Genomic DNA, 18,356 nt, shown 5'->3' with positions numbered 1-18,356 from the left:
CATCCAAGAAGTGTTGGATGGCGTATCGCTTTGCTCAACCCTTTTAAGCTTTCTTCAGGAAAGATGACATTTTTAAGGTGAAACCGTGATTAACGAAATCAAAAAAGACGCTCAAGAGCGCATGGACAAAAGCGTTGAAGCGCTAAAGAACAACCTTTCTAAAGTTCGTACTGGTCGTGCACACCCAAGCCTACTATCTGGTATCTCTGTTGAGTACTACGGTGCTGCTACTCCTCTTAACCAAATTGCGAACGTTGTAGCTGAAGACGCACGTACTCTAGCAATCACAGTTTTCGACAAAGAGCTAACTCAAAAAGTTGAAAAAGCGATCATGATGTCTGACCTTGGTCTAAACCCAATGTCTGCTGGTACTATCATTCGCGTTCCACTTCCACCGCTAACAGAAGAGCGTCGTAAAGACCTTGTTAAGATCGTTCGTGGTGAAGCTGAAGGTGGTCGTGTTGCAGTACGTAACATCCGTCGTGACGCAAACAACGATCTTAAAGCGCTTCTAAAAGACAAAGAAATCTCTGAAGACGAAGATCGTAAAGCACAAGACGAGATCCAAAAACTGACTGACGTAGCAGTTAAGAAGATCGACGAAGTTCTTGCTGCAAAAGAAAAAGAGTTGATGGAAGTTTAATACTCCCACCTACATCACTGTTGGAAAACGCTGTGCTCACAGCTCAGCGTTTTTTTATGTTAGTCTGTCCAACTGATGGAACTCAATTAACTCCTTATGCAAAATTCTCAAGCCTTCTCTGACTCCCTTCCTAAACATATTGCCATCATAATGGACGGTAATGGTCGTTGGGCTAAGTCCAAAGGAAAACCTCGTGTATTCGGCCACAAAAAAGGCGTAAGTGCGGTTCGTAAGACGGTCGCAGCGGCTTCTCGGCTTGGTATAAAATCCATGACGTTATTTGCTTTCAGCAGCGAAAACTGGCGTCGTCCCGAGGAAGAAGTTGGCCTATTGATGGAGCTGTTTATCTCAGTTCTGTCCAGTGAAGTAAAAAAATTACATAAAAACAACTTACAGTTGCGAGTGATCGGTGATACCAGCCGGTTTAGCGAGCGCCTGCAAAAGAAGATTATCGAAGCAGAAAAGCTAACGGCAGAAAACACTGGTATGGTGATCAACATTGCAGCCAATTATGGCGGCAAATGGGATATCACACAGGCAACCAAAGCGTTAGCACAAAAAGCACGTAATGGTGAAATACGTGTAGAGGATATAAATGAGCAATTAATCACCGAGCATTTGACCATGGCAGACTTACCTGAGGTGGATCTTCTTATCCGCACCAGTGGTGAGTGCCGCATTAGCAACTTCATGTTGTGGCAAATGGCATATGCTGAGATGTACTTTACACCAGAATACTGGCCAGAATTCGATGAAGACAGTCTGGTCGAAGCAGTAACCTGGTTTATTAACCGAGAGCGCCGTTTTGGCTGCACTGGTGAACAAGTAAAGGCATTGATGGCAGCTCAATAAGGACTAATTAGTTTGAAACAGAGAATAATAACGGCACTAATTTTAGCTCCCCTGGTTATTTTAGGCATTTTTAAGTTACCCCTGATGGGTTTTATCATCGCATTGACAGCGATAACCTTGTTAGGATTTTGGGAGTGGACCCAGTTTACAGGCAGTCGTTCTAGAATTGCAGCGCTTATTCCGGCAGCAATTGTTACCGGACTCAGTTTTTTTTACATCTCACCTGAGGCAAATAGTCTCAATCACTTATCAACGCCGCACTATGTGATGCTTGGACTTGGTTTCGTATGGTGGATTATTGCCAGCTTAATGGCGATCACCTACCCAAAAACCACTAAAACTTGGCAGAGTAGCCTTGTTCTAAGGCACATTTTTGGCTTCCTGACGTTAATTCCTTTTCTTTGGAGCGTCATTATCCTGAGAGCTTCCGATATCACGGTAGATCCATACCACGGCGCAAAGCTGGTTCTTTTCGTTTGTTTCTTGGTATGGGCTGCAGACAGCGGAGCTTACTTTGCTGGTAAAAGTATGGGTAAGCGCAAAATGGCGCCAAATGTTAGCCCGAATAAGACCATCGAGGGCTTAATTGGAGGCATCATTGCTGCTCTGCTCGTTGGTTGGTTATTCGCTGACTGGTTTGATATTCATTTCACGAGTTCAGTTCATATGGTGATCATCACGCTTATCACGGTTGTCATTTCCGTGCTTGGCGACTTGGTTGAAAGTATGTTCAAACGCGTCTCAGGCATTAAAGACAGCAGTAATATAATTCCAGGACACGGCGGCGTGCTTGATCGCATCGATAGCCTAACCGCTGCATTTCCCGTCTTTGCTCTTCTTTACTACGTATTCTAATTTATCGGGAGCGGCTTTACGCTCCTGAGTTTTTATAACGGTCTTACAACATGCAAAAGTTAACGATTCTTGGTGCAACAGGTTCAATAGGTGCAAGCACACTTAAAGTGGTCGAACAGAATCCAGAGCTATTTTCTGTCGTAGCACTTGCAGCCGGTACTAACGTTGAAAAGATGGTGGCACTTTGTCGTAAATGGCAGCCTAAATACGCTGTTATGGCGGATAAGTCTGCGGCCACTGCGCTTAAGTCTGAAATCGATTCTTTAGCTCCGGGTACAGAGGTGCTTGGTGGTGTTGACGCTCTTTGTCATGTTGCTTCATTAGATGAAGTCGATAGCGTAATGGCGGCGATTGTTGGAGCTGCTGGTTTATTGCCTACGATGGCCGCGGTAAAAGCAGGTAAACGAGTGCTACTGGCGAACAAAGAAGCATTGGTCATGTCAGGGCAGCTATTCATTGATGCGGTTGAGCAGTATGGCGCAGAGTTGTTGCCTGTCGATAGCGAGCACAATGCTATTTTCCAGTGTCTTCCAGAGCAAGTTCAAACCAGTTTAGGTCGATGTCATCTAGATGAGCATGGAATTTCTCATATTTTACTGACAGGCTCTGGTGGGCCATTCCGTTATACTGACATTGCTGAGTTAGAAAAAGTCACGCCAGCACAGGCTATTGCACACCCTAATTGGTCAATGGGGCCAAAAATCTCGGTTGACTCTGCGACAATGATGAACAAAGGCTTAGAGTACATCGAAGCGAAATGGCTATTTAACGCATCACGCGAGCAGTTAAAAGTAATTATTCATCCGCAGTCAGTGATTCATTCTATGGTGCAGTATCGCGATGGTTCTGTTTTGGCTCAAATGGGTGAGCCAGATATGGCAACGCCAATTGCACTGACCATGTCTTACCCGTCTCGCGTTCATGCAGGGGTTAAACCGCTGGATTTCACTCAGGTGGGTGAGCTGACATTTTTGCAGCCTGACTTTGCGCGATACCCATGTTTGAAACTGGCGATTGATGCGTGTTACGAAGGTCAACATGCGACGACGGCACTTAATGCAGCGAATGAAGTAGCTGTTGATGCATTTCTAAATAATCGCCTTGGTTTTACTGACATAGCTCGCATCAATGGGGCTGTGTTGAATAAAATCAGTGCAAGCTGCAAAGCTGAGAATGTGAATAGCTTGGAAAGCTTGTTAGAGCTAGATAGAATGGCTAGAACTATCGCCCTTGAATTGATACGCGAGCGTGGCTAATGACTGGTATTTTGTGGAATCTCGTTTCTTTTATCGTTGCACTTGGCATTCTTGTGGCTGTGCACGAGTTTGGTCACTTTTGGGTTGCGCGTCGTTGCGGCGTTAAAGTTGAAAAGTTTTCAATCGGTTTTGGTAAGTCAATCTGGAAAAAGATGGGCAAAGACGGAACCGAATACAGCATCTCTATGATCCCTCTTGGCGGCTATGTCAAAATGGTGGATAGCCGTGTTGATGACGTTCCTCAACATGAAAAGCACTTAGCTTTTGATCAAAAGCCGCTTTGGAAGCGCACCTCGATTGTGGCTGCTGGCCCCATCTTTAACTTCTTATTTGCTATCTTTGCTTATTGGCTGGTTTTCCTCATTGGTGTACCCGCAGTTAAGCCTGTAGTGGGTGATGTTACGCCCAATTCGATTGTTGCTGAGGCAGGAATTGAATCTGGGATGGAACTAAAAGCAATCTCTGGTATCAAAACTCCGGACTGGGAATCAGTAAATATGGGATTGATTTCTCATATTGGTGATGATTTGATGACAGTTACCGTGGAAGCAAATGATGAAATCGGCTCTGAGGTGACAAAGACGCTCGACCTTCGTGATTGGAAATTTGATCCGGAAACAGAGTCTGCGATGCACTCACTAGGTTTTGAACCGTATACTCCGGAGATTTATACGACGATCCAGCAAGTTACAGAAGGTGGTGCTGCGGAGCTAGCCGGAGTAATGCCAGGAGACGAAATTGTTTCGATTGCTGGTAAGACGGTGGCCGTTTGGGATGATGTGGTAGAAGCAGTTCGCTCTAACCCAAACACACCAATCGAGTTGACCGTTCTACGTGACGGTTATCATCAGACATTAACGTTGACCCCGGGCAGTCGTGAGCTGGCTAACAAAGACGTCATTGGCTTCGCGGGCATTGCCCCTGAAGTCGCAGAATGGCCCGAAAGTTATCGCTTCGATTTACAGTTTGGTGTATTCGAATCAATTGGCAAAGCGATTGATAAAACGGGTCAAGTTGTCGGGCTGACAGTCAGTATGCTTAAAAAACTGATTGTCGGCGACGTTGGCCTGAATAATCTGAGTGGCCCTATTTCGATTGCGAAGGGGGCAGGGGCGACGGCAGACTATGGTCTGGTCTATTTTTTAGGTTTTCTCGCTCTAATTAGTGTTAACCTAGGTATTATTAACCTCGTACCTTTACCAATGTTGGATGGCGGTCATTTGTTGTTTTTTGCAATTGAAGCGGTTATTCGACGCCCAGTTCCAGAAAGAATACAGGAAATGGGATACCGAATTGGTGGTGCGATCATCTTCTCGCTCATGGCGTTAGCGCTATTTAATGATTTTACTCGTCTGTGAGAGTTCAGAGACAAAGCAGTAGCAAGGAATAATTAGAACAAGTATGGCGATTAAGCGAATTCTATTTGCAAGTTTACTGGCGACCAGTGTGTCTGCAAATGGAGCAGAGAACTTCGTAGTTCAAGATATTGAAATCGATGGATTGCAGCGTGTTGCACTAGGTGCTGCGTTGCTGAAAATGCCTGTCCGCGTCGGTGATACCATTGGCCAAGGCGATGTTGCAGAAATTATCCGCGCACTGTACGCATCTGGTAACTTTGAAGATGTGAGAGTACTGCGTGATGGTGAGGTGCTTGTTGTTCAAGTAAAAGAGCGTCCGACCATTGCTAGCATCTCATTTTCAGGCAACAAAGCAATCAAGGACGAGCAGCTACAAGAAAACCTGAACGCATCAGGTATTCGTGAAGGCGAAGCGCTTGACCGTACAACGCTAAGCAATATCGAAAAAGGCTTGGAAGACTTTTACTACAGTGTGGGTAAATATAACGCGACAGTAAAAGCGGTCGTTACTCCATTGCCACGTAACCGTTCCGATCTGAAGTTTGTCTTCACCGAAGGTGTATCGGCAAAAATTCAGCAAATCAACTTTATTGGTAATGAAGTCTTTTCTGACGAAGAACTATTGTCCCGTTTCAACTTGAATGTTGACGTGCCTTGGTGGAACTTCCTAGCTGATGAAAAATACCAAAAGCAGGTACTTGCTGGTGATATCGAAGCGCTGAAGTCTTTCTATCTTGATCGTGGTTACCTGAAATTTAACGTTGATTCAACACAGGTAGCAATCTCTCCTGACAAGAAAGGGGTATACATTACTCTTGGCTTGGAAGAGGGAGAGGTATACACCGTTAAGGACGTAAAATTCCGCGGTGACCTTGTAGGCGAACAAGATGCATTCGAAAGCATGGTGCCATTTGAAAGCAACGAAACTTACAATGGTTCGCTTGTCACTTCGATGGAAGAAGGCGTTAAGCGCGTTCTAGGTGAGTCTGGTTATGCGTATCCGCAGGTAAATACCATTCCTGAATTTGATGATGAAAACAAAGAAGTTTCATTGGTCGTAAACGTTGACCCGGGTAACCGAATTTACGTTCGTGATATCCGCTTTACGGGTAACAACGCGACAAAAGATGAAGTGCTTCGTCGTGAGATGCGTCAGATGGAAGGCAGCTGGTTGAATTCTAAATCGATTGAAACGGGTAAAACTCGTCTTAACCGTCTTGGCTACTTTGAAAACGTTGAAGTACAAACCGTTCGTGTTCCAGGAAGTGATGATCAGGTAGATCTTGTTTACTCAGTGAAAGAAGCGAACTCAGGTAGTGTCAACTTTGGTGTTGGCTACGGTACTGAATCTGGTGTCAGCTTCCAGGTTGGTCTACAGCAGGACAACTTCTTAGGCAGTGGTAATCGCGTTGGTGTTAATGCCATGATGAACGATTACCAAAAGAACATCAGCTTAGATTACCGCGACCCATACTGGAACCTCGATGGGGTAAGTTTGGGCGGTAAGATCTTCTACGATGAGTTTGAAGCCTCTGAAGCGGGTATTGTTGACTACACCAACCAAAGTTACGGTGGTAGCCTGACATGGGGTTTCCCATTCGATGAGCTAAACCGCTTTGAGTTTGGTGTTGGCTACACGCACAACAAGATCGGTAACTTATCACCTTACTTACAGGTAGAGCAGTTCTTACGTGCGCAAGCGGACAATATTGATTCAGATGGTTCATTGAACACTAACGATTTTGACATCAATATCTCCTGGACACGCAATAACCTGAACCGTGGTTACTTCCCGACGGCAGGTAATCACCAACGCGCGTTTTACAAAATGACGGTACCTGGCTCTGACGTTCAGTACTTCAAAATGCAGTACGATGTTCGTCAATACATGCCTTTGACCGAAAAACACGAGTTCACGCTCTTGTTCCGTGGTCGCCTAGGTTATGGTAATGGCTACGGTGAAACGAATGGTAACGATAACTTGTTCCCATTCTACGAAAACTACTACGCAGGTGGCTTTACATCGCTACGTGGTTTCGGCTCCAACTCGGTTGGTCCTAAAGCGGTATACCGTGATTACTCGGGCTCAAACAATGGTGCTGATACGGCAACAGACGATGCTGTAGGTGGTAACGCCGTCGCATTGGCAAGCCTGGAACTTATCGTTCCAACGCCGTTCGCATCGGATGAAGTTCGTAATCAAATTCGTACCAGTATCTTCTTCGATATGGCAAGTGTCTGGGATACGGAATTTGACTACCGCGACTCTGGTGCGGAGTATGGTGATAAATACTATTACGACTACTCAGATCCAACCAATTACCGCTCATCTTATGGTGCGGCGTTGCAATGGATGTCTCCAATGGGGCCTCTAGTATTCTCACTAGCGAAACCAATTAAGAAATATGATGGCGATGATGAAGAATTCTTCACCTTCACTATCGGTCGAACCTTCTAAAGAGGAAAATATTTTGAATAAAATGATCAAAGCGGCTGGGATTGGCCTTCTTGTACTTAGCTCATCAATGTTTGCAAACGCGGCAGAAGCGGCACAAAAAATTGCATACGTGAATACCGCTCAAGTTTTTCAAGCACTTCCTCAGCGTGAAGTTGTTTTGCAAAAAATGCAGAAAGACTTTAAAGGTAAAGCCGACGAACTTAAGAAAATTCAATCTCAAGCAAAAACGAAGATTGAGAAACTACAGCGCGATGGCGAGCTTCTAGGTCAGGACGAAATTGAAAAGCTACGTATCGATATCGCAAAACTAGACAGTGAGTACAAAGTAAAAGCGCAAGCACTAGATAAAGCAAGTGCTCGTCGTGAAGCGGAAGAAAAAGCGAAGCTGTTTAAAACGATTCAAGATGCCGTGACAAAAGTTGCGAAGAACAAAGGTTACGATCTCGTTATTGATATCTCTGCACTTCAATACGGTAAGCCAGAATACAACATCTCTGAAGACGTAATTAAAGCTCTAAAATAAGAAGTTATGAAGACATTAACATTAGCCGAGTTGGCAACAATTACTGGTGGCGAATTATTTGGTGATGACACGCTTGTTGTTAGCCGTGTCGCTCCAATGGATAAAGCACAAGAAGGTGATGTAACCTTTTTGTCTAACCCAAAGTATGCAAAGCACTTATCTGAGTGCCAAGCAACGGTTGTGATGGTAAAAGCAGAGCATAAAGACAAATGTTCAGGTAATGCACTTGTTGTTGCGGATCCTTACGTTGCTTTTGCGCACGTTGTTCAGGCAATGGACACAACCCCACAACCTGCACAAGATATTGCACCAAGTGCCGTGATTGCATCTGACGTCAAGATGGGTGATAACGTTGCAATTGGGGCAAACGCTGTCATTGAAACGGGTGTAGAACTTGGCGACAACGTGATTGTTGGTGCAGGTTGCTTTATCGGTAAAAATGCCAAGCTGGGTAATAACACCAAGCTTTGGGCTAATGTGACTATCTATCATGAAGTTTCTCTGGGCGATGATTGTTTGGTTCAATCAGGCACAGTGATCGGCTCTGACGGTTTTGGTTATGCGAATGACAAAGGCGAGTGGATTAAAATCCCTCAACTTGGATCTGTGCGTATCGGAAACCGTGTTGAGATCGGCGCATGTACGACAATTGACCGTGGTGCATTAGAAGATACGGTTATTGAAGACAACGTGATTCTTGATAACCAGCTTCAAATCGCGCACAACGTTCACATCGGATATGGTACCGTGATGCCTGGTGGTACTATTGTGGCGGGCAGTACTACAATTGGTAAGTACTGTCAGATCGGCGGCGCGTCGGTTCTTAATGGCCACATCACCATTGCAGATGGTGTCGCTATCACCGGTATGAGCATGGTCATGCGCAGTATCGAAGAAAAAGGCCTTTATTCATCGGGTATTCCACTACAGACGAACAAAGAATGGCGTAAAACCGCAACTCGAGTTCACCGTATTGATGAAATGAATAAACGCTTGAAAGCCGTTGAGAAACTGCTAGAGCCAAAAGAAGAATCTTAGTTCCATATTCTGAGCAAAGACTCGCGAAATGCGAGTCTTTTTCTTCTATAATGACGCGCTATTAGTATATTGAATATCAATCACAGTAAGTAAGTGGTCAGAAATAGCGTATTAACAAGCTAGAATGAACAGCTGTTTACTACGATTGATATAACATCAAGCTGGTATACACTTTGCAGGCATTTTAATTTTTTGCGGCTATTGCCGCTGCCGTGCCATCTTGGTTATAGAGAATTTATATAGGAATACGACTTTGACTACTGAAAAGAAAACGATGAACATCTCTGAGATTCAAGAGCTTTTACCTCATCGCTACCCATTCTTATTGATCGACCGTGTGACTGACTTCCAAGAAGAGAAATACCTTCACGCGCTTAAAAATGTGTCGGTTAACGAACCTCAGTTCACAGGTCACTTTCCTCAACTACCCGTATTCCCAGGTGTTTTGATTCTTGAAGCGATGGCTCAGGCTACGGGTCTATTGGCATTTAAATCATTTGGTGCACCAACAGAGAATGAACTGTACTACTTTGCTAGTGTAGATGGCGCGAAATTCCGCAAACCAGTCGTTCCAGGTGACCAGTTGGTGATTGAAGTTGAATTTCTGAAAGAGCGCCGTGGTATTGCTGCATTTCGTGGTGTAGCGAAAGTAGACGGCGAAGTAGTATGTTCAGCTGAGCTGAAGTGTGCTCGTCGAGAGTTTTAATATGATTCATGAAACCGCTAAAATCCACCCGGCAGCGGTGGTAGAAGAAGGTGCCAAAATTGGCGCTAATGTGACCGTCGGGCCATTCACCTACATTACCTCAACGGTAGAAATTGGTGATGGCACAGAAGTCATGTCTCACGTTGTAATCAAAGGTCATACCAAAATTGGTAAAGATAACCGTATTTTCCCGCACGCTGTCATTGGTGAAGAAAACCAGGACAAGAAATACGGCGGCGAAGAGACAACAGTGGTTATCGGTGACCGAAATGTGATTCGCGAAGCGGTTCAGGTTCATCGTGGTACTGTTCAAGATAAAGCAACCACAGTGATCGGAGACGATAACCTTCTGTGTGTGAATGCTCATATTGCGCACGACGTTGTTGTAGGAAATCACACTCACATCGGTAACAACTCGATTCTGGGTGGCCACGTGACGGTAGATGATTACGCTGGCGTAATGGCGCTTTCTGCGATTCACCCATTCTGTACAGTCGGCGCGTATGCTTATGTTGGTGGTTGTTCTGCGGTTGTTCAGGACGTTCCAGCGTATGTGCTTGCGCAAGGTAACCACGCTACGCCATTTGGCTTGAACTTAGTTGGGCTAAAGCGTAACGGTTTCGAGAAGCCAGAAATTCGTGCTCTTCAAAAGGCGTACAAAGAAATTTACCGTTCAGGTAAAACGCTGGAAGAAGTGAAGCCAGTTTTGGCTGAAATGGCGCAAGAGTTTCCTGCAGTGAAGCGATTCTCTGACATTCTGGAAACCACGGAACGTGGTATCATTCGTTAATTCACGGATGTTCAAATAAATTGAAAAGATCGCGCCCCTAATTGGGCTGCGATCTTTTTGTGTTTTATGGATAGGGAATTACCTTATCCATAGTACATAGAGCGGGAACGATATGGAAAAACCATTACGTATTGGCATCATTGCCGGAGAACTTTCTGGTGACACTCTGGGCGAAGGCTTTATTAAAGCTGTGAAAGCGCAGTATCCAAACGCCGAGTTTGTCGGTATTGGTGGTCCTAAAATGATTGCCCAAGGCTGTGAATCCCTCTTCGATATGGAAGAGTTGGCTGTAATGGGTTTGGTTGAAGTCTTAGGTCGCTTGCCTCGCTTACTAAAAGTGAAAGCAGAATTAGTGAAGTACTTCACTGAAAATCCACCAGACGTCTTTATCGGTATTGATGCACCGGATTTCAACTTACGACTTGAGTTGGATCTGAAACAAGCGGGCATTAAAACGGTTCATTATGTCAGCCCTTCTGTTTGGGCCTGGCGTCAAAAGCGTATTTTTAAGATTGAAGCCGCGACGAATCTGGTTTTGGCCTTTCTTCCGTTCGAAAAAGCGTTTTACGATAAGTTTAATGTGCCATGTGAATTCATTGGTCACACGCTGGCCGACGCCATTCCGCTGCGCTCAGAGCAAGCACCGGCAAGAGAGTTACTTGGTTTAGATCAAGATAAAAAATGGTTGGCCGTATTGCCAGGTAGCCGTGGTAGTGAATTAAAAATGCTATCACAGCCGTTTATTGAAACCTGTAAATTACTGCATCAGAAATACCCGGATTTAGGGTTTGTGGTGGCTCTGGTCAACCAAAAACGTCGTGAGCAGTTTGAGCAAGCTTGGAAAGAGCATGCGCCTGAGCTGAATTTTACGCTGGTGGATGATACTGCGCGTAACGTGATAACCGCTTCAGATGCGGTTATGTTGGCATCAGGCACCGTTGCATTGGAGTGCATGCTTCTAAAACGTCCTATGGTGGTTGGTTATCGTGTTAATGCGTTAACAGCGTTTTTAGCTAAACGTCTGCTGAAGACCAAGTATGTGTCATTACCTAACATCCTTGCTGATGACGAACTGGTAAAAGAATATTTACAGGATGAATGCACGCCAGAGAACCTGTTCAAAGAAGTCTCTCGTCTATTGGAAAGCGATAATAGAGAAATGATCGACAAGTTTACTGAAATGCATCACTGGATCCGCAAAGATGCTGATCAACAAGCCGCAAGCGCGGTATTAGAACTGATTAAGAAATAGAGAACCACATGGTTGCGAAAGCTAAGTCTACCAAAACCAAGACGACAAAAACAAAGGTCGAATTACCACCGTTTGAAACACCACAAGGCTATCAGCTTATCGCTGGTGTCGACGAAGTAGGGCGTGGCCCTTTAGTCGGGGATGTCGTGACCGCCGCGGTTATTTTAGATCCGAGTAACCCGATCGAAGGGTTAAATGACTCCAAAAAGCTTAGCGAGAAAAAGCGCTTAGCTTTGCTTCCAGAAATCAAAGAAAAAGCGCTCGCTTGGGCGGTGGGTCGTTGTTCGCCACAAGAAATTGATGAGTTAAATATTCTTCAAGCGACCATGGTGGCAATGCAACGTGCGATTGCTGGCTTAAATGTTCAGCCAGATCTTGTGCTTATTGATGGCAACCGTTGTCCTGAGTTGCCAATGGATGCACAAGCGGTGGTCAAAGGTGACCTGCGAGTCGCTGAGATTAGCGCTGCGTCTATCATTGCTAAAGTCGTACGTGATACAGAAATGGAAGAGCTCGACAAACAATACCCTCAATTTGGCTTTGCAAAGCACAAAGGGTATCCAACAAAAGCGCACTTTGATGCAATAGAGCAACATGGTGTGATTGATGAACATCGCAAGAGCTTCAAGCCGGTAAAGAGAGCACTCGGCATAGAATGCTAAATTAATTGGATGGGTGTTATAAACCCGACTCCCTTTAGGTTAGAATCCCAAACAAAATAGAGTTACACGGTACCTGTTAATGTCAGATCCCAAGTTCATTCACCTTCGAGTTCACAGTGATTTTTCGATGGTGGATGGTATCAGCAAAGTTCCACCGATAGTTAAGAAAGTCGCCGAGCTTGGCATGCCTGCAATGGCATTGACCGATTTCACTAACCTGTGTGGTTTGGTGAAGTTTTACGGCACAGCACATGGCTGCGGTGTAAAACCGATCATCGGTGCAGATTTCAAAATGCAATCTGACGAGTTCGGCGAGGAGCTGACACAGCTAACAGTACTGGCAGCCGATAATGTCGGTTACAAAAACCTGACGCTGCTTATCTCCAAAGCGTATTTACGTGGTCATATCCAGCATCAGCCAGTGATTGATAAGTCTTGGTTAGCCGAGATGTCAGAAGGGTTAATCGTTCTTTCTGGCGGTAAAAATGGTGATATCGGCAAAGCGTTACTAAAAGGTAACCGCAACTTAGTCCAGAGCTGTGTAGAATTTTACAAACAGCACTTTCCAGATCGTTATTACCTAGAATTACTCCGCACTGGCCGTCCGGATGAAGAAACCTACTTGCACTTCGCCGTTGAACTGGCAGAGCAAGTGGATCTGCCTGTTGTTGCAACAAACGAAGTGGTCTTCCTTAGTTCTGATTTGTTTGATGCCCATGAGATTCGCGTAGCGATCCATGATGGCTACACATTAGAAGATCCTCGCAGACCAAAAAACTACAGCCCACAGCAATACCTCCGCAGTGAGGAGGAAATGTGTGAGCTGTTTGCGGATATTCCTGAAGCACTGGAAAACAGTGTTGAGATAGCCAAGCGTTGTAACGTCACCGTTCGTTTGGGTGAGTACTTCCTGCCTGCGTTCCCAACTGAGGGAATGAAAGAGACTGAATTCTTGGTAATGAAGTCTCGCGAAGGTCTGGAAGAGCGTCTGGAGTTCCTGTTTCCGGATGAAGAAGAACGCAAAAAGCGTCGTCCTGAATACGATGAACGTTTGCAAATCGAGCTGGATGTTATCAACCAGATGGGCTTCCCGGGATACTTCCTGATCGTAATGGAGTTCATCCAGTGGTCGAAAGACAATGATATTCCTGTAGGTCCAGGGCGTGGTTCGGGTGCGGGCTCTCTGGTGGCATACGCACTGAAAATCACAGACCTTGACCCACTAGAATATGATCTTCTCTTCGAACGTTTCTTGAACCCAGAACGTGTATCCATGCCCGATTTCGATGTCGACTTCTGTATGGATAAACGAGACCAGGTGATTGATCACGTAGCAGAAATGTACGGTCGCGATGCGGTATCTCAGATCATTACCTTTGGTACGATGGCTGCCAAAGCGGTAATTCGTGATGTGGGCCGTGTCCTAGGTCATCCGTTTGGTTTTGTCGACCGAATCTCGAAGCTTATCCCGCCAGATCCGGGTATGACGCTGGATAAAGCATTCAAAGCTGAGCCAGCACTTCCTGAGCTCTATGAGGCAGATGAAGAAGTTAAAGAACTCATCGACATGTGCCACATCTTGGAAGGTTGTACGCGAAACGCAGGTAAGCACGCGGGTGGTGTTGTTATTTCACCAACCACGATTACGGACTTCGCGCCAATTTATGCGGATTCAGAAGGTCATTTCCCGGTAACACAGTTTGATAAGAACGACGTTGAAACTGCGGGTTTGGTTAAGTTTGACTTCCTTGGTCTTCGTACACTGACCATTATTGACTGGGCGCTTGGGTTGATTAACCCGCGTTTAGAACGTGAAGGTAAAGCGCCGGTTCGTATAGAATCTATCCCGCTCGACGATCAGGCATCGTTCCGCTTGTTACAAAACTCAGAAACCACCGCCGTATTCCAGTTGGAATCGCGTGGGATGAAAGAGCTTATCAAGCGACTTCAGCCAGACTGTTTTGAAGACATTATCGCACTGGTGGCACTTTTCCGTCCGGGTCCATTGCAATCAGGCATGGTAGATAACTTTATTGACCGTAAACACGGTCGGGAAGCGATCTCTTACCCTGATGAAAAGTGGCAACACGAGTCATTAAAAGAGATTCTCGATCCGACTTACGGCATTATCCTGTATCAGGAACAGGTAATGCAGATCGCGCAGGTACTGTCTGGCTACACGCTTGGTGGCGCGGACATGCTTCGTCGTGCGATGGGTAAGAAGAAGCCGGAAGAGATGGCCAAGCAGCGTGCTACCTTCGAGGAAGGCGCGGTAAAGAATGGCGTCGACGGCGAGTTGGCGATGAAAATCTTCGACTTGGTAGAAAAGTTCGCTGGCTACGGCTTTAACAAATCGCACTCTGCCGCATACGCATTGGTTTCTTACCAAACGTTGTGGCTAAAAATGCATTATCCAGCAGAATTTATGGCTGCGGTAATGACAGCCGATATGGACAACACTGAGAAAGTGGTTGGTCTGGTCGACGAATGTTTCCGTATGAAGCTTACCGTACTGCCACCGGACATTAACTCAGGGCTGTATCGCTTTAATGTTGATGAAAACGGCGCTATTGTTTACGGTATCGGTGCGATAAAAGGCGTGGGTGAAGGTCCAATTGATGCGATTTTGGAAGCGAGAAACAAAGGTGGTCACTTTAAAGACCTGTTTGATTTCTGTGCTCGAATCGATCTGAAACGTGTGAACAAACGTGTCATTGAAAAATTGATTTATGCAGGTGCCTTAGACAGACTTGGTCCACATCGTGCTGCGATGATGGCATCACTCAATGATGCTGTTAAAGCCGCAAGCCAACACCATCAGGCAGAGGCATTTGGTCAGGCGGATATGTTTGGTGTACTGACTGATGCACCTGAAGAAGTGGAGCACAAATATACCCAGGTTCCGCCTTGGCCGGAAAAAGTTTGGCTAGAAGGTGAACGCGAAACTCTTGGTTTATATTTGACTGGGCACCCGATTAACGCGTATTTGAAGGAACTAAATAAATACACCAGTTGTCGACTAAAAGACGCGACACCAACACGTCGTGATCAATCAGTGACGGTAGCTGGTTTAGTCATAGCCGCTCGTGTGATGACAACCAAGCGTGGAACACGTATTGGTATCATGACATTGGATGACCGAAGTGGTCGAATGGAGGTAATGCTATTCTCCGATGCGCTTGATCGATATGCTGAACTTCTCGAAAAAGACAGAATTTTGGTCGTTTCAGGACAGGTCAGCTTTGATGACTTCAATGGTGGCCTTAAAATGTCGGCGCGTGAAGTTATGGATCTCGGCAGCGCGCGTGAAAAATACGCTCGTGGTCTGTCGGTATCGATTGATGCAAATCAGATCAATGATCAATTCTTTGAGCAGTTCAGTCGTATTTTAGAACCGCACAAAGCCGGAACCGTACCCGTCAATGTATACTACCAGCGTGCCGACGCCAGAGCGCGGTTAACATTGGGCACCGAGTGGCGAGTAACGCCAAGTGATACATTAATAGACGATTTAAAACAGTTACTTGGAACAAACCAGGTAGAACTTGAATTTAACTAAAAAATTCAGCGTATTATTTTAGACGCTGAGTAAACAAGGATTCATAGATGAGCCTAAACTTTCTTGAATTTGAAAAGCCAATTGCAGAACTTGAAGCAAAAATTGAAGCCCTGCGCGATGTATCTCGCCACGGTGGTGATGCTGCGGTTGACCTGGATAAAGAAATCGAACAGCTTGAGAAGAAAAGCCTGGAACTGAAGAAAAAAACATTCAGCAACTTAGGCGCTTGGGAAACAGCTCAACTGGCTCGTCACCCATTACGTCCATACACTTTGGACTACATTCAGCATGCATTTGAAGAGTTTGATGAACTAGCGGGTGACCGTGCTTTTGCGGATGACAAAGCGATTGTTGGTGGCATTGCTCGTCTGGAAGGTCGACCAGTGATGATCATCGGTCACCAAAAAGGCCGTGAGACCAAAGAAAAAGTGAAACGTAACTTTGGTATGCCAAAGCCTGAGGGTTACCGTAAAGCATTACGCTTAATGGAAATGGCAGAGCGTTTTAACATGCCAATCATCACATTCATCGATACCGCTGGCGCATACCCAGGTGTTGGTGCAGAAGAACGTGGTCAATCTGAAGCGATCGCGAAAAACCTGAAAGTGATGTCTGGTCTGAAAGTACCAGTAATCTGTAACGTTGTCGGTGAAGGCGGTTCAGGTGGTGCACTTGCGATTGGTGTGGGTGACTACGTGAACATGCTTCAGTACTCAACTTACTCAGTTATCTCTCCTGAAGGTTGTGCTTCTATCCTGTGGCGTGATTCAGATAAAGCTCCTCAGGCAGCAGAAGCAATGGGTCTGACAGCTCCGCGTCTTAAAGAGCTTGAGCTTATCGATGAGATCATCGAAGAGCCGCTAGGCGGCGCGCACCGTAACCACGTTGAAATGGCTGCAAACATGAAAGCAACACTGCTTCGTCAGTTGGAAGATCTAGAACAGCTTGACGAAGAGTCGCTACGTGAGCGTCGTTACCAGCGTCTGATGAGCTACGGTTACTGCTGATATCTGATTAGATAACGGATAAAATAGAAAGGGTTGGATGTGAGTCCAGCCCTTTTTTGTATCGATCGGATTGCTTATGGAATCGCTTTATCAGCACTTTACACAATTACTGACTGCCAATTACCAGCCTCAGACGAAAGTTGTCTTAGCGTTTAGCGGAGGTGTGGACTCACGTTTATTGTTGGCGCTACTGAGTCGCTATCAGCGCGATCACGCAATACCATGCCAAACGGTATACGTTCACCATGGATTAAGCAGTAATGCGGATGACTGGGCTAAAAAATGTAAAGCGTGGGCGAAGCAAGCGGGAGTATCGCATTCAACAGAGTATGTACACCTAGATATTAACAGTGGCGAAAGTATTGAATTACTTGCCCGCCAAGCGCGTTACCAAGCGTTAGCAAAATACATTGAGAGCGGCGACCTTCTTCTCACTGGGCAGCACGCCGATGACCAGCTTGAAACCTTTCTCCTAGCACTTAAACGTGGCAGTGGCCCTAAAGGGTTGTCGTGCATGGCAGAAAGCGCGCCTTTTTCTGCTGGCACTTTAATTCGACCATTACTGACGACTCGACGTGAACAGATTGAGCAAATTGCACACTCGTTAAATCTGGAATGGGTTGAAGATGAAAGTAATCAGGATACGCGCTACGACCGAAACTTTCTGCGTCACCACGTGGTGCCTGAATTGTCTCAACGCTGGCCGAGTATTCACCAGGCCGTACAACGCAGTGCGTCTCTCTGTGCTCAGCAAGAAACGTTATTAGACGAACTACTTCACGACGTTTTTTATCGTGCGTTGCAAGCAGATCTCAGTCTGGATATTGCGGAATTAGCCTCTCACAGTGAACTTGCCCGCGCTCGATTAATCCGTATGTGGTTAGCTAAGCAGAACGCTCAAATGCCAACTCAAGTACAGCTTAGCCTGATTTGGGAAGAAGTTGCGTTGGCCCAACAAGATGCCAACCCAAAGCTTAAGTTAAAACAAGGCGAAGTTCGTCGATTCCAGAATAAGCTCTACTGGGTGTGCGATAAAGCAGAGGTTTCCGGTTGGCAGGTTCACATTCAAGTTGATTGTGCGCTTATGCTTCCTGAAGGTTTGGGCGAGCTCATGTTAAGTACGACTACAGAACAAGCGACCATTGCTTTGCCGCCGCATCCGGAGTTGTTGAGCGTCACGTTTAATCCTGAAGGGTTAACTGCGCATCCAGTGACGCGTAATCACAGTCGTAAATTGAAAAAACTGTTTCAAGAGTACCATGTGCCGAGCTGGCTACGTCGCCAGATACCGATTCTTATGTATCAAGATCAGGTGGTTGCGGTAGCCGACTTGTTTGTTGATAAGGCATTTAGTGGTCAGGATTGTGAGCTGATTTGGCGTAAGCCTTTGTAATTCG

The 18,356-nt window shown here is 45.7% G+C and carries 15 protein-coding genes; all 15 read left to right on the top strand.

The window, feature by feature from the left end; genetic code table 11:
* Positions 1–85 precede the first annotated feature (85 nt).
* The 15 genes from frr (at position 86) to tilS (ending at position 18,352) form a co-directional block, all read left to right on the top strand.
* Positions 86–643: a ribosome recycling factor gene (gene frr, locus DBX26_RS10825; protein ID WP_014232762.1), complete on the top strand. Its 558-nt coding sequence runs from the start codon at positions 86–88 to the stop codon at positions 641–643.
* Positions 644–739: 96 nt separating this feature from the next.
* Positions 740–1,495, top strand: coding sequence for an isoprenyl transferase (locus DBX26_RS10820; protein ID WP_014232761.1), 756 nt, complete (start codon positions 740–742; stop codon positions 1,493–1,495).
* 12 nt (positions 1,496–1,507) lie between these two features.
* Complete coding sequence (locus tag DBX26_RS10815; protein ID WP_041170259.1) at positions 1,508–2,350, top strand: phosphatidate cytidylyltransferase; 843 nt, start codon at positions 1,508–1,510, stop codon at positions 2,348–2,350.
* Positions 2,351–2,400: 50 nt separating this feature from the next.
* The gene (gene ispC / locus DBX26_RS10810) at positions 2,401–3,606 is read left to right on the top strand and encodes a 1-deoxy-D-xylulose-5-phosphate reductoisomerase (RefSeq protein WP_118119108.1); all 1,206 of its coding nucleotides are present in this window, start codon (positions 2,401–2,403) and stop codon (positions 3,604–3,606) included.
* Positions 3,606–4,964, top strand: a complete 1,359-nt coding sequence (gene rseP, locus DBX26_RS10805; RefSeq protein ID WP_118119106.1) for a sigma E protease regulator RseP — start codon at positions 3,606–3,608, stop codon at positions 4,962–4,964. Before ispC ends, rseP begins: the two co-directional genes overlap by 1 nt.
* Positions 4,965–5,007: 43 nt before the next feature.
* On the top strand, positions 5,008–7,422 hold the full coding sequence (bamA, locus tag DBX26_RS10800) for an outer membrane protein assembly factor BamA (RefSeq protein ID WP_065302771.1): 2,415 nt from the start codon (positions 5,008–5,010) through the stop codon (positions 7,420–7,422).
* A gap of 13 nt (positions 7,423–7,435) precedes the next feature.
* Positions 7,436–7,945, top strand: coding sequence for an OmpH family outer membrane protein (locus tag DBX26_RS10795; protein WP_014232756.1), 510 nt, complete (start codon positions 7,436–7,438; stop codon positions 7,943–7,945).
* A gap of 6 nt (positions 7,946–7,951) precedes the next feature.
* Positions 7,952–8,983, top strand: a complete 1,032-nt coding sequence (gene lpxD, locus DBX26_RS10790; protein ID WP_065300071.1) for a UDP-3-O-(3-hydroxymyristoyl)glucosamine N-acyltransferase — start codon at positions 7,952–7,954, stop codon at positions 8,981–8,983.
* A 253-nt stretch (positions 8,984–9,236) separates the two neighbouring features.
* Positions 9,237–9,689, top strand: coding sequence for a 3-hydroxyacyl-ACP dehydratase FabZ (fabZ, locus tag DBX26_RS10785; protein WP_014232754.1), 453 nt, complete (start codon positions 9,237–9,239; stop codon positions 9,687–9,689).
* A gap of 1 nt (position 9,690) precedes the next feature.
* Entirely contained in the window at positions 9,691–10,479 is a 789-nt protein-coding gene (lpxA, locus tag DBX26_RS10780; RefSeq protein WP_020335139.1) for an acyl-ACP--UDP-N-acetylglucosamine O-acyltransferase, read from the top strand.
* Positions 10,480–10,591: 112 nt separating this feature from the next.
* The gene (lpxB, locus tag DBX26_RS10775) at positions 10,592–11,731 is read left to right on the top strand and encodes a lipid-A-disaccharide synthase (RefSeq protein WP_118119104.1); all 1,140 of its coding nucleotides are present in this window, start codon (positions 10,592–10,594) and stop codon (positions 11,729–11,731) included.
* 8 nt (positions 11,732–11,739) lie between these two features.
* Positions 11,740–12,393 (top strand): ribonuclease HII, encoded by a 654-nt coding sequence (rnhB, locus tag DBX26_RS10770; RefSeq protein ID WP_020335137.1) that lies wholly within the window; start codon positions 11,740–11,742, stop codon positions 12,391–12,393.
* 79 nt (positions 12,394–12,472) lie between these two features.
* Positions 12,473–15,952 carry a DNA polymerase III subunit alpha gene (dnaE, locus tag DBX26_RS10765; RefSeq protein WP_014232750.1) on the top strand — a complete coding sequence of 1,160 codons (3,480 nt, stop codon included), beginning with the start codon at positions 12,473–12,475 and terminating at the stop codon, positions 15,950–15,952.
* A 47-nt stretch (positions 15,953–15,999) separates the two neighbouring features.
* Positions 16,000–16,959 carry an acetyl-CoA carboxylase carboxyl transferase subunit alpha gene (accA, locus tag DBX26_RS10760; RefSeq protein WP_020335136.1) on the top strand — a complete coding sequence of 320 codons (960 nt, stop codon included), beginning with the start codon at positions 16,000–16,002 and terminating at the stop codon, positions 16,957–16,959.
* Between the two features lie 76 nt (positions 16,960–17,035).
* A complete protein-coding gene (gene tilS, locus DBX26_RS10755; RefSeq protein ID WP_118119102.1) occupies positions 17,036–18,352 on the top strand; it encodes a tRNA lysidine(34) synthetase TilS in 1,317 nt (438 codons plus the stop codon).
* Positions 18,353–18,356 lie beyond the last annotated feature (4 nt).

It is taken from the genome of Vibrio sp. dhg, from assembly GCF_003443775.1.
GTDB classification, from domain to species: Bacteria; Pseudomonadota; Gammaproteobacteria; order Enterobacterales; family Vibrionaceae; genus Vibrio; species Vibrio natriegens.
The sequence above is the reverse complement of the archived record's forward strand: the minus strand, read 5'-3'. Positions and strand labels throughout refer to the sequence as shown.

Excerpts from the sequence above, each read along its gene's own strand:
- DBX26_RS10820 (WP_014232761.1), top strand. The coding sequence starts at position 740 with ATGCAAAATTCTCAAGCCTTCTCTGACTCCCTTCCTAAACATATTGCC.
- ispC (WP_118119108.1), top strand. The coding sequence starts at position 2,401 with ATGCAAAAGTTAACGATTCTTGGTGCAACAGGTTCAATAGGTGCAAGC.
- rseP (WP_118119106.1), top strand. The coding sequence starts at position 3,606 with ATGACTGGTATTTTGTGGAATCTCGTTTCTTTTATCGTTGCACTTGGC.
- bamA (WP_065302771.1), top strand. The coding sequence starts at position 5,008 with ATGGCGATTAAGCGAATTCTATTTGCAAGTTTACTGGCGACCAGTGTG.
- lpxD (WP_065300071.1), top strand. The coding sequence starts at position 7,952 with ATGAAGACATTAACATTAGCCGAGTTGGCAACAATTACTGGTGGCGAA.
- lpxA (WP_020335139.1), top strand. The coding sequence starts at position 9,691 with ATGATTCATGAAACCGCTAAAATCCACCCGGCAGCGGTGGTAGAAGAA.
- lpxB (WP_118119104.1), top strand. The coding sequence starts at position 10,592 with ATGGAAAAACCATTACGTATTGGCATCATTGCCGGAGAACTTTCTGGT.
- rnhB (WP_020335137.1), top strand. The coding sequence starts at position 11,740 with ATGGTTGCGAAAGCTAAGTCTACCAAAACCAAGACGACAAAAACAAAG.
- dnaE (WP_014232750.1), top strand. The coding sequence starts at position 12,473 with ATGTCAGATCCCAAGTTCATTCACCTTCGAGTTCACAGTGATTTTTCG.
- accA (WP_020335136.1), top strand. The coding sequence starts at position 16,000 with ATGAGCCTAAACTTTCTTGAATTTGAAAAGCCAATTGCAGAACTTGAA.
- tilS (WP_118119102.1), top strand. The coding sequence starts at position 17,036 with ATGGAATCGCTTTATCAGCACTTTACACAATTACTGACTGCCAATTAC.